The following is a 16,195-nucleotide window of genomic DNA, read 5'->3' as shown; positions in this document are numbered from 1 at the left end:
CAGGGATTTTAAGCCCCTGCCTGAGATTACCTTTATATACGGCGAGCCTATGGTTTCTTCAATGAATCCATGAGATTAACGGAACGGTGGCTCGTTAAAGGTGCGCAATTTGCGAGAATGCAGTTGATCCCCTTCGGCACGCAGCAAATCTATCGCCCGGATACCAATTTGCAGGTGCTCAGAAATAGCCCCTTCATAGAAGTGATTGGCCTGACCCGGCAGCTTGATTTCGCCATGCAGGGGTTTGTCGGAGACACACAGTAAGGTGCCATAAGGCACGCGGAAACGATAACCTTGCGCGGCAATCGTGGCACTTTCCATATCAACGGCCACCGCACGGCTTAAACTAAATCGCAGTGCAGAAGCAGAAAAACGCAGCTCCCAGTTACGATCATCCGAGGTCACCACAGTGCCGGTACGTAGCCGCTGCTTGACTTCAACCCCCGGCATCCCACTCACCGCTTTCGTGGCGTCATACAGTGCGCGCTGTACTTCGGCAATACTTGGGATCGGGATATCCGGTGGCAATACCGCGTCCAGCACATGGTCATCACGCAAATAAGCATGAGCCAGCACATAATCGCCAATAGCCTGACTCTCACGTAAACCGCCACAGTGCCCAATCATCAACCAGGCATGAGGCCGCATCACAGCCAGATGGTCACAAATAGTTTTGGCGTTTGATGGGCCGACACCAATATTCACCAGCGTAATACCATGCCCACTTTCAGCCATTAAATGATAAGCCGGCATCTGATACTTTTTCCACGCCAGATCGGAAGTGGTTTTTTCAGGATCCGCATTCTCGGCCGTTATGTAGCTTCCTCCGGCGCAGGATAATGCTTTGTAAGGGCTGGCTGGGTCTAGAATTTGCTCACAAGCCCAACTGACAAACTCATCAACATAGCGGCTGTAATTGGTAAACAGAATATAGGGCTGAATATGTTCTGCCGGGGTGCCGGTATAGTGTTTCAGTCGTGCCAGTGAAAAATCGGTACGCAGTGCATCAAAATGCGACAGCGGGAAGTCGGCTGTGAGGGTATCAATACCATCAGTAATGCCGTCGCCAATCATAGCCAAATCTGTGGTTGGGAAGTGCTGAGCCAACCCTGCGGTCATTGAGCGGTCAAGAACCAGGTCAGAACCATCAATCACAAACGGATATGGCATCTCTTGTTGTGACGGTGTCACTTCAAAAACAGCACCATACTCGTGTTCAAGCAAAGTCAGTTGCTCAGTCAAATAGGGCTTGAACAAGGCTGGCCGCGTGACGGTGGTGCTGTATTGACCGGTGCGCGAGAAACGCCCATAAGCACGGGTGCGTTGCCGATCACGAAACCGCCCGTCCCAGCGGACACTGATCTGTGGATATGAGAATAAACCTTTGGCCCTCTCGCCGACATCCGGCAAAGAACCATCACGAATATAGTCGCTGATAGCATCACGCAATGCCGTCAGCGCCGACTCGTATAACGTCTCCAGTCTCTCTATGGCCTCAAGGGCCGAGAGATGAGTTGTAGCGGATGATTGATTCAAAGTATCTCCTTGCAATACACATTCCCATGACGATGGCTAGAGCTTACGCAATAAATCCAGACAGCAATAGGTGTATGAGCGCAAATAGCACCAAGGTACGAAGCTATCCGATAGTTTCGTCCTATTATCCGGTCAGGTCTGCCAAACACTTTTCGGTAAACAACGGGGCATTTTGCCACTTATTCCGCCGTTTGATTCCTTCTCATGCGCACTAAAGTATAGGCTGTCGCAGATAACACATTATTTTCTGCCTTAGGTTTCATTACAAAGGTCTTTTTTGCGTGGCAAAATCATTTTTACGCAGTGGTAGTTTGGACGATATTCTGGCGTTGGGCGAAAACGGGCAGCCGGTTTATGCTTCTGCACTGCAGATAAGAGAAGCATTGCGCCTTAAAAAACAGCAGCCTATTGCTGATTGCCTGGCCATTCCCCAGCTCAACGAACAAGGTGACCGCATTGACTGGTATTCCCCCATTGACGGTAAAGTCACCTCATGGATAGCCGCCAGCACCACCGAGCGCAAAGCCGCGATTAAACAACTGTCAGCGTGCTGGTCAAGTGTCAATGACCTATGCCAGCGAGCACAGAAATCAGATAAAGCCGCTCAACGACTATTTGGCGTGTTGCTGGCTAAAGCTATACAGTTTCCTGATCAGAACCACGTGTATTTAGTGGCTGGCAAACCCGTGCTAACTTTTTGGGGATTTGTCAGTCAGGATAAAAAAACACGCATTGATCCGCTGGATTGTTTACGCGAGACGGCAGAAAGCAGCGACCCCATTCCCTCGCCCCTGAGTGCCAGTGCGCCTGCGCCAATTCCCCCTGTGGCCCTAGCCACGGCCACTGCGATTGAATTACCACCTCAAGCCGATATTGCGCCAGTGATAGCGCCCATGCCGGAGAGTGAACTCGCACCGCCTGTCAGCGAGGTAAAAAAATCGCCTCGCTGGCTGCGTTTCAGCTGGATATTGCCGGTGTTGGCGTTAATGGTCGCATTAATCGTGCAATTTAGTGGCGGCATGCCAGAAAGCGCCTCTGCGGCACCCACGGTTAAAGCGGTCACTGCTGAAGATAAAGCGCCGAAAATTCAGGAAATTGCGCCGCCAGTAATGGCGCCTGTCACCAAGATTGTGCAACCCGCCATTGAGCCACAACTGCCATTGGCAAATGCCACCATCGTCACTCCAGCCCCCGTTATTACCGAGTCTGTCGTCGCACCGGTATTGACTGAGGCACAGAGCAAAAGCGCGCTGATATTACCGCCTGATGCCGTCAAAATTGGTTCAACAACATTCCTTAATGGCAACTGGCGTGTTAGCCCAGACATTAAAACCGCGCATACGGGTAAAGCACCAAGCTTGAGATATCAGCTTAAAAATGGCAAAGGCACCGCCAAAATAACCCACGGCGATAATGTCACTTGTCGCGCCAATATTACTGCCGGGCTGATGAAATCGGGCAATTTGGTGATCAATAGCCGTTACAGAGCGCAGTGTAGCGATGGGTCAAAATATCAAATGCCTGAGCTGGTCTGTAAGCAAGGTGCTAGCGGTATTGCCGATTGTAAAGGCCGTTATGATGCCAATACGACCCTTCCAATGACGATGAAGCGTGAGACTAAATAATATTATGCTGGCAACGATCACTGACTATAAACAGAAAATTACGCTGATTCAGAATAGTGGCATCCAGTTTTTGGACTTCGCTTTACAGCCTGAATTAGAGATTGAACTGCCCAATAAATTCGTCCGTAAAAGTGCCAACGGCCCACTGCTGCGGCTAAATTACAATGAACATAATGGCAAATATTCCCTGATGGTGCCGGGGGCAGCGCCTGAGATTGTTAAACCTGAATTTAGTTTCCCGCTAGAACAATCGCTGAAGTTGCTGAATAAAATTTGGCTCCCCTTGCCTTTCTTGCGTTTTAATCCGCCACGTACTTTCATCAATGGGCCAGATAACTGGGCCAGAATGCAAATTTTAGTCTTGGATACACCGGATCAAGATGGCAACACTTTGCGAGTGACACTGGCCTTTGATACCAAAGTCTATCCTGAAGGCCATGCTAACGAATATCTGGCGCCGAATGAAAACGATATCAAAACCGGATTGAGTTTTGCCCTTGCCTACCATAATGAAGAGTTAGCTGAGTTTCTTGATTTAACCTGGGTTGATGGTTGGCTACGCGAAGTTTTTATACAACAAGCGTCTGAGCAAGAGGAACGTACTGCGCGGCATATCAGTGCCTCACTGCGTGAATTTGAATATCAGGCCCACTACCTTAACTTGCTCGAATTACTGGGCAGCCAAGTTAGTGTGCCGGAAATTAAAATAAATACCAGCACCCTGCAAGAACCGGCCGTGAATGTTGACCTTATTCTTGATGTCGGTAACTCACATACTTGCGGTATTTTAGTTGAAGACCATGCCGATGAAAGTCATGGCCTAAAACAGACTTACGAATTGCAAATACGCGACTTAAGCGAACCCCATTATCTATACAATGAGTTATTCGAAAGCCGGGTGGAATTCGCGCAAGCCAAATTCGGCAAGCAGAATTTCTCAGTGGAAAGTGGTCGCGATGATGCCTTTATTTGGCCCGCAATAACCCGGGTAGGTCGCGAAGCGAGTCGAATGGCGCTACACCGCTTAGGAACCGAGGGCTCCACCGGCATTTCCAGTCCCCGCCGCTATTTATGGGATGAGGAAACCTATACCCCAGGTTGGCGATTTAATGAAACGCAATCCACTCAAACCGATGAACCGCTGGCGACCGCACCACCGTTGACTCATTTGGTCAATGATGACGGACAACCCTTATATAGCCTGCCACTGGATGAACGGATGCCGGTATTTTCGCCGCACTATAGCCGCAGTTCATTGATGACATTCATGCTATCGGAGTTATTGGCCCAGGCACTGATGCAAATAAACAGTGCCGCCCAGCGGCTGAAAATGACCCATGCCAATGCTCCGCGTCAATTACGCGCCATTATTCTGACGTTGCCTTCCGCCATGCCGAAACCAGAACGCGAGATTTTCCGCCGCCGGATGAATGAAGCTATTGCGCTGGTATGGAAATCCATGGGCTGGCATCCGGCAGATGATAATTTTGTTTCTGCCGCCGACCGCGCTAAAAGCTCAGTGCCAGTCCCCAGTGTCCAGATGGAGTGGGATGAAGCCACCTGTGGCCAAATGGTGTATCTGTATAACGAAACGCAGGTTAACTTCGGTGGGAGAACCGCCGCTTTCTTTGCCAGTATGGCCCGGCCAGATAAGCAACTGGAAGCTGGAGAAAGCGCAGGAAAAACCTTACGCATTGCCTCAATTGATATTGGCGGTGGCACGACCGACTTGGCCATCACACAATATTGGTTGGATGATGGCATAGGCAATAATGTCAAAATCAGCCCTCGGCTACTGTTTCGTGAAGGATTTAAAGTGGCTGGCGACGATATTTTGCTGGATGTTATTCAGCTCTATATTTTGCCTGCACTTCAGGCGCGGCTGAAGCAGGCCACTGTCGCCAATACTGATGTGCTGATGGATAAATTGTTCGGTAATGATGGCCGCATGGACGGACAATCAGCGCTGCGTCAGCAAGCTACATTACAAATATTTATGCCCGTAGGCCGAGCAATTCTGGAAGCTTATGAAAGCTTTGACCCGCTAGAGACTAATGCTGAAATCGAGGCCAGCTTCGCTGAGCTATTGTCTCAGCCGCCGACCACGAAAGTACTGGAGTATATCAACAGTGAAGTTCAGCGCGAGCTGCCCGCCGATGCCGGGGAATTTGATATCTTGCAGGTGCCGCTGGTATTGAAATTAAGTCAACTGCACGGCGAATTTTTATCTAACCGGATGAGCATTACGCAAAATCTGCGGTCACTGGCTGAAGTGGTGTCACTCTATAGCTGTGATGTGTTGCTACTGACCGGCCGCCCTTCGCGCTTCCCCGGTATCCAAGCGCTGTTCCGCCATCTACAACCGCTTCCGAACAACCGTATTCTTTCACTGGATGGATACCATACCAGTGATTGGTATCCATTTAGTAAACAAGGTCGTATTGATAACCCGAAATCCACGGCCGCAGTGGGAGCCATGCTGTGTTTATTGGCGCTCGACTTGCGGCTGGCCGGTTTTTACTTCAAAGCTGGCGATTTCCAACCTTATTCGACTATTCGCTACCTTGGCATGCTAGATAGCAGCGATGCTCTGATTGATGAAAATGTCTACTATCGCGATCTTGACCTCGATAGCACCGATTATATCTTGCCGTCTGAGGTGCATTTCCAGGTAAGAGGCACATTGTGTCTTGGATTCCGTCAGCTCGATAACGACCGCTGGCCTGCTTCGCCACTTTACAGTTTGTCGATTGTTGACCAAGAGTTGGCGCGCAAAGTCGCTGGGGACAGTGTGCTACATGTCAGATTGAAACTGGCAAAAGTCGATAAGTCATTGGTTGATAAAGACCGGATGGATAAAAACAGTAGCCCTGAACGTGTTGAGATAGCCGATGCGGTATTGCAAGATGGTAGCCGTGTTCCATTGCAGCATCTGCGCCTCAAACTAAACACCTTAGCCAGCAATGGTTCAGCATCAACCCATTATTGGATTGATAGTGGGAGCGTATTTAGAAAATGAAATCATTAACCCACCGACAGCTCAATAGCCAGCTTCAGCAGGTCACTCAAGGCATTGATCAGGCAATTGATTGGATTAACAATACGCGCCAGCACGCTATTCGTCTGGATATTGAAGCTGACCAACTGGCCATCACACTACGTCGCCATCGCAATAAAGCACGCCATTTATCCGAGACCTCATTAACCGCCATGAGTATTGGCTTTTTTGGCCAGTCATCCGCCGGTAAACGACACCTCATTACCGCGCTGATGCCGAATGAACATGGCCGATTAGCCTCCACTCTTGCCGGGAAAACGCTCGATTTTTGGCAGCAAATCAAACCGGGATATCAAGCCAGCGGCCTGGTCACCCGTTTTAGTCACCAAGCGGGCGTTAACCCAGCGATAGCCCAGCATGAAACTCATCCAGTACAACTTTCTCTGCTCAATGAAGCGGATATGGTCAAAATAGTCACCGGTGCTTTTTTGCTGCAACAGCAAACAAAAAATCAACGCCAAGACATTCACGCCAATACTGTGGATGAACAGCATATTAGCCACCATCTGCAGCAGTTGGTGATGCGCAAACAGCCCTCAGCCGTGGCTGGCATCACCCGTGATGATGTCATTAGCCTCTGGGATTATCTGGTTCGCCATGATGTATCACGCCAAAAAATATTGGCAGCCCATTTTTGGCCGACTGCCATTGAACTGGCTCCTTACTTGAGTATTGACGACCGTGCGCGTCTATTCTCACTGCTGTGGGCCGAATCTCAGCCACTGACAGATGCCTATCGCCATTTTGCCTATACATTGCAGCATCTGGGAGGTGCATCGCAATTACTGGCCCCGCTGAGCGTATTAGTTGACGATATGCTGTTGCCAGCCAATGGCATCATGAATGTCGCCACTCTTGCCGATCTGCACACCCCGGCAGATAGCCACATCCAAGTGCTGCCGTTAATAGATAATATCACCACTGATTTCGTGACGCTGTCACTTGCTGAATTAACCTTATTGTCGGTTGAGCTACAGATTTCCCTACCCAAGTCAGCACCAGAAAATGTATTCGAATCAATCGACTTATTAGATTTTCCTGACTTTAATGCCGCTCTTGATAGTGCATCCCCTGAACATAACACTTACCCACTGGCTTCTTGGCTGTCACAAGCGAAAAATACCTACTTGCTTGAACGTTACACGGATAAGCAGCAAATCAATCTATTACTGGTCTGCAATGCTGTCGGTCAACGCGACGAAATAAAAGTGGTTGGAAAGACATTGGAGTATTGGGTTAAGCAGACTCAAGGGGAGAATAGCCAAGTCCGTTCGCGTCGAAATCCGGGGCTTATTTGGGCATTAACTCCCTTTGATCAGCGCACGGCTGCGGAGGCGGCAAAAAACCATGACGCCGCGGTTCAGCGTTACGTAGGTAACCCCGGCGATAGCTGGGGCACTATGCTGGCACTGGATACCCGTGGCATTGAACGCATGGTCACCTATTTGGCGCAAGAAGTTCGCCGGGATATAAAAACTGAGCGTATTACCGAGCAGCTTCATGAGCTGCAACGGGAACTGGCAGAGAATTTACTGGCAGGTTGGTATCAACCTGAAGCTAATGAATCACAGCAAAAACAACTAATTGCTGAGACATTGCTTAAAGCACTGCAAACTCGAACTGGCCTACATGGCGAGTTACTAGAACGTTTATTGCCATCTCGTGATGAATTACGTGGTTTGTATTTGCAACAGCAAAACCACAGCGCTGAATTAACCACCCCCAATACCAATTCCGACCCCTTCAGCATTGGTATTGATATTGACTTATTCAGCGACCAACCCGTAGCACTTGAATTACCAGCAGCAGCGCTAGGAAGTGATTATGAAGCGGAATACGCGGCAAAAGTACACCGTTACTGGGTCAATCACTTACGGCAACTGCCGGAAAATGGGCCGCTGATCGCGTTACTGGGCATTAATAAGCCGACTGTTGAGCTGCTGGTTGCGGAATTAATCACCGCCAGTATCCGCTTAAAGATGGTAGAGCAATTGGTCAGGACACTGGCAGACAGCGAGCAAGTGGGTTTGCATCGTGAAACCAAAGCCGATCGTCAAGTCTCGCGCGCCCTCACGGTATTAGGCGATTTTGTTGCCTGGCTTGGTTTCTTGCAAATCAGTGAAGATCAACGCCCTGACAGCCGCATTAACCGTGATTATAAGATTTTTGTTCAGCCAGCTAAATCAGCCTCTCCTTTGGGGGCATCACATCGGCTGACAAAATTGGCGCTCACGCCAACCAATAATACGGCATTTTATATTTATGACTGGCTGGTTGGTTTAGGTGAAATGATTATTCACAATCAAGGTTACTCGGCTAGCAATGAAATTAGTGCGCAGCATCGTGAACAACTGGCCGCCATATTAAAATTCATTAAAGCATAAGAAGAATCACTCACTCTTAGCAAGACGCTGGGAGTGAGTGACCGTTATTCAGTGAAGTTTCTCTCGCTACGTATCACCCAATATCCACTAAATCGAATGAAAATACTTCTCGACTAAGGCATATAAAATAGCGGCAGTTTCAATATCAATGGAACCACTGTAATTTTCGGGGCGAAAGTGTAGCTGGAAGGCACGCACCAGATAGTGATAACCGTCGTCACTGTTAGCACAGGTAATATCATAACCATAAATACTGAAACGACTGAGAAGTTCTGCTCTGGTCGGTAAACCATGGGAAACAAAGTGTTGGGCATATTTTTGTTTGGTATCATTATCATACCAAGCCCCAATTCCCGCCTCATATAACTCTTGCCATGGGAAAGCCGGACCTGGATCACTTTTCCGGGTTGGCGCAATATCAGAGTGAGCCACCACATTCACCGGGGTGATATCGGGGTAACGCTGTAAAATATTTGAGGCCAACTGTTTGACGGCAACAATTTGTTCAGCCGGATAAGGTGGGAAATTAAAAATACCCTCACTTTCCGTTGCCAAGTTGACAATTTCAATACCAATCGAGCTATCATTAATTTGAGTACGCCCTGCCCAACCACTTTCGCCAGCATGCCAGGCGCGCGCCTGTTCATCCACTAGATTAAATATTCGCATATCTTTAAATCCAGCTTGGATATAGCTTTCATCAGTCTTATCTGGCACCAGATATTGGACACTGACCTTACTCCCTGTCAGGGAAGCTATCGAATCTGCAAAATTCTCCGAAGTGTAATGTAAAACTAAAAATCTGACGCGGAAATTAAACCCCTTAACAGAGCGATAACTATTATAATCAATCTGATACATAGTGAACTCCTTGTGGTATTAACATCATTTAATATGTGTCAATCAATACATCCCTATTTTTACTTTGCCCACATTGTCTAGAACGTCAGAATTATAGGTACTTTACAATGCTCTAAGCACAATAATTCCAGGTGTGTTTTTTACATACTCAATAAAAGGTGAATCAACAACTTTCATATTCTTTTTCATTGAAGAGGCGTTACGCAACATGGGTCCATTTGGCGTCATGATATAAATACCGGTATGAGTAACATCTAGACCTTTAATTTTGGTATAAATACCAATGTAATCACCTGTTTTTAAATTATGCACAACCGTATCATCAACAAACTCGGCAGGAATATAAACCACATCGCGTTTTGTTACCCCCAACGTTGGAATAAACTCACCGCCATCCTCTTTTTTATTCAGATACTTAGTGACAGTAACAGCATGCGAACTTATTGTTGCAGTCACATCTTGGGCATTTAACGGTTGTCGTTGTGACCAGTCGGTGAAGAAATGCTTCCGATTTTTATAGCTAACATCACCATTGATATAGCGTGTTTCAATAAGCCGCTGAACGAATATATTGCTATCTGTAGACTTACGTAACGAATTAACATAATCAAGGTAAGTAAAACAATCTAGCCCTCTGAAATCTATCACCAATTTTTCAGGTTCTGTTGAAGATCCAATAAGCATATTGGCTTTATAGGGAGTTCCTAGAAATTCGGCGGATACATTGTTGATAACCTCACCCGGAGATTCACTCTGAGCGGTGTCTACTTGAGTTGCTATAATCTGCGCAATACGTGTTGTCGTGTAATTATCAATATCGGTTGTTTCATGTGGGCTATATTTCGCACCACACCCCGCTAGAACTGCAATTAAAACCAACGACAATGATTTATGCATAAATCCCTTCTGCGTTATTCCATTCAAACCACGAAATGTCACTTTAATGTTTAAAATTTAAACAAGGCATCAACAAGAAAGCATTCAGTGAAATTAACGTCTGATGATAAGGATGATACCGTTCTCAGCCACTCTGTGATCAATCTTGTGTTTTTGCATTCTTATTGTTCTGCACTCTTGTGCCTTTGGGCTAATCGTGTTTATCTTTTAAGGCTTATTCCACTTATTGATGAGATATCCCGTGAACTATTCCACTGCCAATTTCGCCCTACTAAACACCGCGCATGTTGACGCGGTAGTCGTCGTGCGCGTGGTGGTGGTGGTGGTCGGCAGCGCGCCGTAACGGGTACCGAATCCAGAAAGATTCCCAAACCCCGCCGGCGCCAGCCGAGCGGGGTTTCTTTTTAGCCCTACTCTGTTAGCCGCCGGCCCTGATGAAGGATATAACCATGCGTTATACAGGCGCCCAATTGATAGTTCGTTTGCTGGAGCAGCAAGGTATTACCACCGTTGCAGGGATCCCCGGCGGTGCTGCGCTACCGCTGTATGATGCGCTGGGGCAAAGCCGCATTATTCGCCATGTATTGGCGCGACATGAGCAAGGTGCCGGTTTTATGGCGCAGGGCATGGCCAGAGCCAGTGGACAAACGGCTGTCTGTTTGGCCTCCAGTGGCCCCGGTGCTACGAATCTGGTGACGGCAATTGCTGATGCCAAGCTTGATTCCATTCCACTGGTTTGTATTACCGGTCAGGTTGCTTCTTCCATGATTGGCACTGATGCTTTTCAAGAAGTTGATACCTACGGCATGTCGATTCCTATAACCAAACATAATTATCTGGTCCGGGATATCAGCGAACTGACGCGTGTGATCCCTGCCGCATTCCGCATTGCGCAGTCAGGTCGCCCTGGTCCGGTATGGATTGATATTCCTAAAGATGTGCAAACGGCCACTATTGAGCTTGATAATCTACCTGAGCCTGGGATAGCTGATGCGCCCTGCCCGATTGACCCCATTGCTATTGAGCAAGCCGCTCAAATGATTAATCGTGCGGCTCGGCCAGTGCTCTATCTGGGCGGTGGAATTGTCAGTTCTGAAGCTCATCAGCAAGCGATACAACTTGCAGAGAAAGCCGGTTTACCTACCACCATGACATTAATGGCGCTAGGGACTATGCCCGTTGACCACTCATTATCCTTAGGAATGTTAGGGATGCATGCGGCACGCTCAACCAATTTCATCATGCAGCAAGCTGACTTATTGATTGTGTTGGGGGCCAGATTTGATGACCGCGCCATCGGAAAAGCCGAACAGTTTTGCCCTGATGCTAGCATTATTCACATTGATATCGATCCAGCTGAGCTGGGTAAAATTCGCCGTCCGCATCTGGCGATGAATGCAGATATTAAACAGGTCTTGACCCAGTTACTGCCGTTAGTAGAGAGCAACACTCGCAGTGAGTGGCGTACCACTGTCAGTGATATACAACGCGAATTCCCATTTAATCAGCCTAATAGTGGAAATCCGCTGTGCCACTATGGTTTGATTCGTGCCGCCGCAGAAGCGCTGGATGATGAGACTATTATTACCACGGATGTGGGTCAGCATCAGATGTGGGTGGCTCAAGCTTATCCTCTGCACCGTCCGCGCCAATGGTTAACCTCTGGCGGACTAGGCACCATGGGCTTTGGCTTGCCCGCCGCGATTGGCGCAGCACTGGCTAAACCGCAAGCTAAAGTGGTGTGTTTTTCCGGTGATGGCAGCTTGATGATGAATATTCAGGAGATGGCAACCGCCGCTGAAGAGCAACTGAACGTGAAGATTATTTTGATGAACAACCAATCGTTAGGTTTGGTTCATCAGCAACAGGAATTGTTCTTCGGTAAACGAATTTTTGCCGCCGACTACCCTTATCGGACTAATTTCATTCATATTGCCGAAGGGTTTGGTTTCTCAACCTGTGACCTTAATACTGCGAGTGACCCTTATACTGCATTACATGAAGCATTGAATCGTCCAGGGCCGGTGTTGATCCACGCGCTAATTGATGTAGATGAAAAAGTGTATCCGATGGTGCCTCCGGGCGCGGCTAATATCGACATGATTGGAGGTGAGTAATATGACAAATCAGCACATCACAACTCAACAAACAGCAGACTTACCCATTGCCGCGCGGGTGACGCTATTGCTTACTGTCCGCAACCATCCCGGAGTTATGTCCCACATCTGCGGTTTATTTGCCCGTCGGGCATTCAACGTGGAAGGGATTTTATGTATGCCGCTGGCGGGCGGTGAAGAAAGCCGCATTTGGCTGCAGGTCTTAGATGATCAGCGACTGTTACAAATGATAAGCCAATTAGAAAAATTAGAGGATGTGCTTCAGGTTCGCCGTTTTGGTGCTGAAATGCCCATTTTTGACCAAGTAGAAGATTTGGTCGCTAATCAGCGTTGATGATTTCATTTTAGTCACAGTAAAAGAAATCTGATCTCAGCGTGAATACCCGCTTGCTGAAGACGCTGAGTTAAGTCGCCAGCGAGTGGTAATGAAGCGGCTATTAGGCAAATAAAAAGGCCGTTATCGAGAATGTCTCGTTAACGGCTTTTCTTTGATGAAAGATAACGGAACTATGCCAGCAGTAACAACTGTAACTCTGCCAATGAGCTGACTTGATAGCGAGGGGCGATATTATTATCGGCGACGGCGCCATGCATATTAAGCCAACAGGTATCAATTCCGGCATTAATACCGCCCTGAATATCTGAATGGAGATTATCGCCCACCATCAGAATATTTTCTTTCGCGGGATTATTCATTAAATTAAAAGCATGCTCGAAGATAGCGACATCTGGCTTAGCCGCACCCACTTCTTCAGAAATAATCAGCGGAGAAAAAACATTCTTTAAACCCGTGCGTTCCAAACGTACAGTTTGCAACTCAGTAAAGCCATTGGTAATGATGCCCATATTAACTTTACCGCTCAAGGCCTCAACTAACTCGCGGGCACCGGGTAACAGTGAACAGATATCGGCCATGGCGGTTAAAAACTCACTATTCAAGCGCGTTGCCGCTACACCCAACTTTGCAGCCCACATCTCAAAACGGGTATTTTGTAATTCAGTCGCCGATATTTTTCCGTCTTGGTAGTCAACCCACAGTGGCTTATTCACCAATTGATAATGGTCGAAATCCTGCACGGAGAAATCCACGTTAAAACGTGAAAACATCAGCTTTAACCCTTCATAGGCATCAAAGTGAAATAGAGTTTCATCCGCATCGAACAGTATCCATTGGTATTTCATTACGCTTATCTCTCAAACATTATTAGGCGCGTATGGTAGCGATTATTGTGGGCTGGCTCAAGCAAGGAGTGCCGCTGATATCTCACGGTTGATAGTGATAGTCTCTTCTCCGGTGATCAATGGCACTTCAAACACAGCTAATACTTTTCGGTTAATTTCCACCAATGCATCTTCAAGCTTAATTTCCATATCAGATGCAATATCGACCAATTTCTCCCGCTCCCAAGTATCACGAGAAATGAGCAATTTTAAGAACGTCACAGTACCATCAGGTAAATTAGCACTGATCGCCGCCATTGATTGCGGGTTAATCTCTTCCGGGTTTGGTACCACGACGGTTTCAGTCACAAAGAGATTTTCGAGTAATGTAACTAACTCCTGACTCTCTTTTTTCAGCAGATTGATCCGGTCGGTATCCGTAATCATCTCGGCTGCGGGTGACGGCAAACTCAAGGTCATAGGTGTTGCACGGCTATCAAGATCGGCATAAACCAATTTACTGTCCAGAGCAAAACGCTGATAGACCCGCTCAAGGAATTTAACTTCTTGCGGGGTAATTGTCCCCTCAACTTGAATCAAATGAGCCAGGAAACGCGCAATACTCCGGCGGTTTTCCACAGAGAGAGGCTCCAAATTGTTCTTTAACGCGAGCAAAGTATTACTTTTACGAATGCCCGGCTGAAGATAGGCTTTTAAGCGCATACGTTGACCCGGACTCAAGAAGCCCCAGGCATCAATATGCCGAGTCAATATTATGGATTCAGGTTCACCAATGCGCCCATCGATCATCACTGCGGCACAAGCCAGTTCAACAGCCAGCATGGTGACGCGGTAGATATCAAAAGTTGCCGACTCAGCGACCAGCGACTCAATCGGGAACAGCGCCACCATATCTTGTAATACTGGCGTGCGGTTATCGGCCCTTACATCAGGCTCGATCCCCACTTGCAAAGATGCCAATGCATAAGTCAATGCCATAACATGGCTGCGAGCCAAACGCTCTAATGGCTTGGTACCACAGGCAGTACTGAGTTGAGTAAACAGCTCAGCGAGTGTGACCATCAGTAAACCGTATCCCACTCTGGCTTTGATACTTTCGAGCTCAGTCTTTAATTCTTTGGACCACAATATCATTGGCATCAATAACTGACCTTCCAGCGACATCTTCTTCTTAGGATTGACACTGGCAAAACGGTTATAGATATCAAGATCTTGCTGACATGTTTCAAATATTGCCCGCAGCTTATCGCGATGTGCTTTGCATACAGCAACATTTGGCAAGTCGGCAATCTGTTGGAAAAACTCTTGCCCCATGAGACCCGCAGAGGCTGGACGATAAAATATTTGTAATTTGGTTTTATTGACCGGCAAGAGAAAACCTTCGCCGTATTGTTCTTGATAACGCTGCTGAAATAGTGTGGCAAAAGCTTCAGCACAATGGGCCATTGAAATGTTCTGATTGATCGCGGGGTCGGCTTCACCCCAAGCTAGCGCCCACGCCGCAGGTAAGGGTTTTTGATCAACCGCTAACTGCCCTAATCCCACCAACAATGCCAGCGGCAGCTCTGTCGAGGCTTCGCGTGCTACGGGAGGGGGGGAAAGATATAGTTTCTCATCTATATTGACCCGCGAGATATAAACCAATAGATTCTGCGCATAATGATTAAAGGCATTATTTTTGCCATAAATATTTAGTAAGCGACTAATTTCAGATTCAATTATAGGAAGTTCTTTTTTCGCCACGGGATCTATTGCTGCATCAATGAGTACCCGATGCTCTAAACCATAGAAAAATAAGAAAACATAACCAATATCTGCAGTAGGTGATTTACGGCCTTCAGATAACCACTGTAAATATCCCTTCCTCGCCTCAGGTGAACAAGTCGAGTAATCAGGAGCACTGTCTATCAGAGGTAACGAAATATCGACATCTTCTGTCGCGACCTCCATCGATGGATTAATAAATGCTGGCTCCGCTCCGGTACGATTACTTTTGTATTTATTACCGATGTAAATCATGCCATCCGGCAAATTTATGCCTGCCACCACGGCCAGTTCACCAGGGCGCAGCCAAGAGGCTCTCGCTAAAGAACCTCGAGAAACGTCTGGCTGCTTTGATTTTGGTTTCTTATCCTCATCAACTGATGGTTTTTGGGCCGACTCATCAGCTGCCGCAGAATATTCTGTTTCTAACTGCGACGGCGCCATCTGGTAATCGCCCATGTCGGGGATCGCCGCGGTTTTTTGCATGTCGCGGTTGATCGCCGGGCGGGCGTGGGTCTGAGCACCTTTGAGGTTTTGCCAGACAAAATACATACACAAGATAGCTGCACTTACTGCAATCCATGCCTCTCTTGGGATACCGGTGATCAAACCTAAAACCACAATCAGTAGGATAACCCAGCCGGTACCAGTAGATTTTCTCTTCGCCACGATGGTTTATATGCCCCTATCTTAAAATAGTGATTTTTATTCTGCCTTTAATGGCAATTTTTAATAAATAGTTCTTTTACGCATACTTTCACATAAATAAGC

The 16,195-nt window shown here is 47.5% G+C and carries 11 protein-coding genes; 6 read left to right on the top strand and 5 right to left on the bottom strand.

Going from position 1 to position 16,195, the window contains the following annotated elements; genetic code table 11:
* Window positions 1-75 precede the first annotated feature (75 nt).
* Window positions 76-1,536: an AMP nucleosidase gene (locus tag DJ58_RS19760; RefSeq protein ID WP_004712602.1), complete on the bottom strand. Its 1,461-nt coding sequence runs from the start codon at window positions 1,534-1,536 to the stop codon at window positions 76-78.
* Window positions 1,537-1,817: 281 nt separating this feature from the next.
* On the opposite strand from DJ58_RS19760, the gene DJ58_RS19765 reads away from it, so the two are divergent.
* From DJ58_RS19765 to DJ58_RS19775, 3 genes are read left to right on the top strand one after another with little or no spacing between them, the layout of a single operon-like run.
* Entirely contained in the window at window positions 1,818-3,161 is a 1,344-nt protein-coding gene (locus DJ58_RS19765; RefSeq protein ID WP_004712601.1) for an SrfA family protein, read from the top strand.
* A 4-nt stretch (window positions 3,162-3,165) separates the two neighbouring features.
* On the top strand, window positions 3,166-6,180 hold the full coding sequence (locus DJ58_RS19770) for a virulence factor SrfB (protein ID WP_032913176.1): 3,015 nt from the start codon (window positions 3,166-3,168) through the stop codon (window positions 6,178-6,180).
* Window positions 6,177-8,603, top strand: coding sequence for a putative virulence factor (locus DJ58_RS19775; protein ID WP_032911858.1), 2,427 nt, complete (start codon window positions 6,177-6,179; stop codon window positions 8,601-8,603). The genes DJ58_RS19770 and DJ58_RS19775 overlap by 4 nt, the downstream gene beginning before the upstream one ends.
* A gap of 87 nt (window positions 8,604-8,690) precedes the next feature.
* Here DJ58_RS19775 and DJ58_RS19780 read toward each other — a convergent pair whose 3' ends face one another.
* Both DJ58_RS19780 and DJ58_RS19785 read right to left on the bottom strand, forming a co-directional pair.
* Window positions 8,691-9,464, bottom strand: coding sequence for an N-acetylmuramoyl-L-alanine amidase (locus DJ58_RS19780; RefSeq protein ID WP_004712092.1), 774 nt, complete (start codon window positions 9,462-9,464; stop codon window positions 8,691-8,693).
* Between the two features lie 102 nt (window positions 9,465-9,566).
* Window positions 9,567-10,361, bottom strand: a complete 795-nt coding sequence (locus DJ58_RS19785) for a DUF1460 domain-containing protein (protein ID WP_004712091.1) — start codon at window positions 10,359-10,361, stop codon at window positions 9,567-9,569.
* Window positions 10,362-10,590: 229 nt separating this feature from the next.
* Here DJ58_RS19785 and ivbL point away from each other — a divergent pair, with 229 nt between their 5' ends.
* From ivbL to ilvN, 3 genes are all read left to right on the top strand, one after another.
* Window positions 10,591-10,704: an ilvB operon leader peptide IvbL gene (ivbL, locus tag DJ58_RS22325; protein WP_004712088.1), complete on the top strand. Its 114-nt coding sequence runs from the start codon at window positions 10,591-10,593 to the stop codon at window positions 10,702-10,704.
* Between the two features lie 106 nt (window positions 10,705-10,810).
* Window positions 10,811-12,478 carry an acetolactate synthase large subunit gene (ilvB, locus tag DJ58_RS19790; RefSeq protein ID WP_004712086.1) on the top strand — a complete coding sequence of 556 codons (1,668 nt, stop codon included), beginning with the start codon at window positions 10,811-10,813 and terminating at the stop codon, window positions 12,476-12,478.
* A 1-nt stretch (window position 12,479) separates the two neighbouring features.
* The gene (gene ilvN / locus DJ58_RS19795; RefSeq protein WP_086019120.1) at window positions 12,480-12,812 is read left to right on the top strand and encodes an acetolactate synthase small subunit; all 333 of its coding nucleotides are present in this window, start codon (window positions 12,480-12,482) and stop codon (window positions 12,810-12,812) included.
* A 173-nt stretch (window positions 12,813-12,985) separates the two neighbouring features.
* On the opposite strand, the gene yjjG is transcribed toward ilvN, so the two are convergent.
* Window positions 12,986-13,660, bottom strand: coding sequence for a pyrimidine 5'-nucleotidase (gene yjjG / locus DJ58_RS19800; protein WP_004712080.1), 675 nt, complete (start codon window positions 13,658-13,660; stop codon window positions 12,986-12,988).
* A gap of 57 nt (window positions 13,661-13,717) precedes the next feature.
* Window positions 13,718-16,093: a tellurite resistance TerB family protein gene (locus tag DJ58_RS19805; RefSeq protein ID WP_004712079.1), complete on the bottom strand. Its 2,376-nt coding sequence runs from the start codon at window positions 16,091-16,093 to the stop codon at window positions 13,718-13,720.
* Window positions 16,094-16,195 lie beyond the last annotated feature (102 nt).

The organism is Yersinia frederiksenii ATCC 33641 (genome assembly GCF_000754805.1).
In the GTDB taxonomy this organism is placed as follows: Bacteria; Pseudomonadota; Gammaproteobacteria; order Enterobacterales; family Enterobacteriaceae; genus Yersinia; species Yersinia frederiksenii.
Note: the sequence above shows the minus strand (reverse complement) of the source record. Positions and strands in the feature narration are given on the sequence as shown.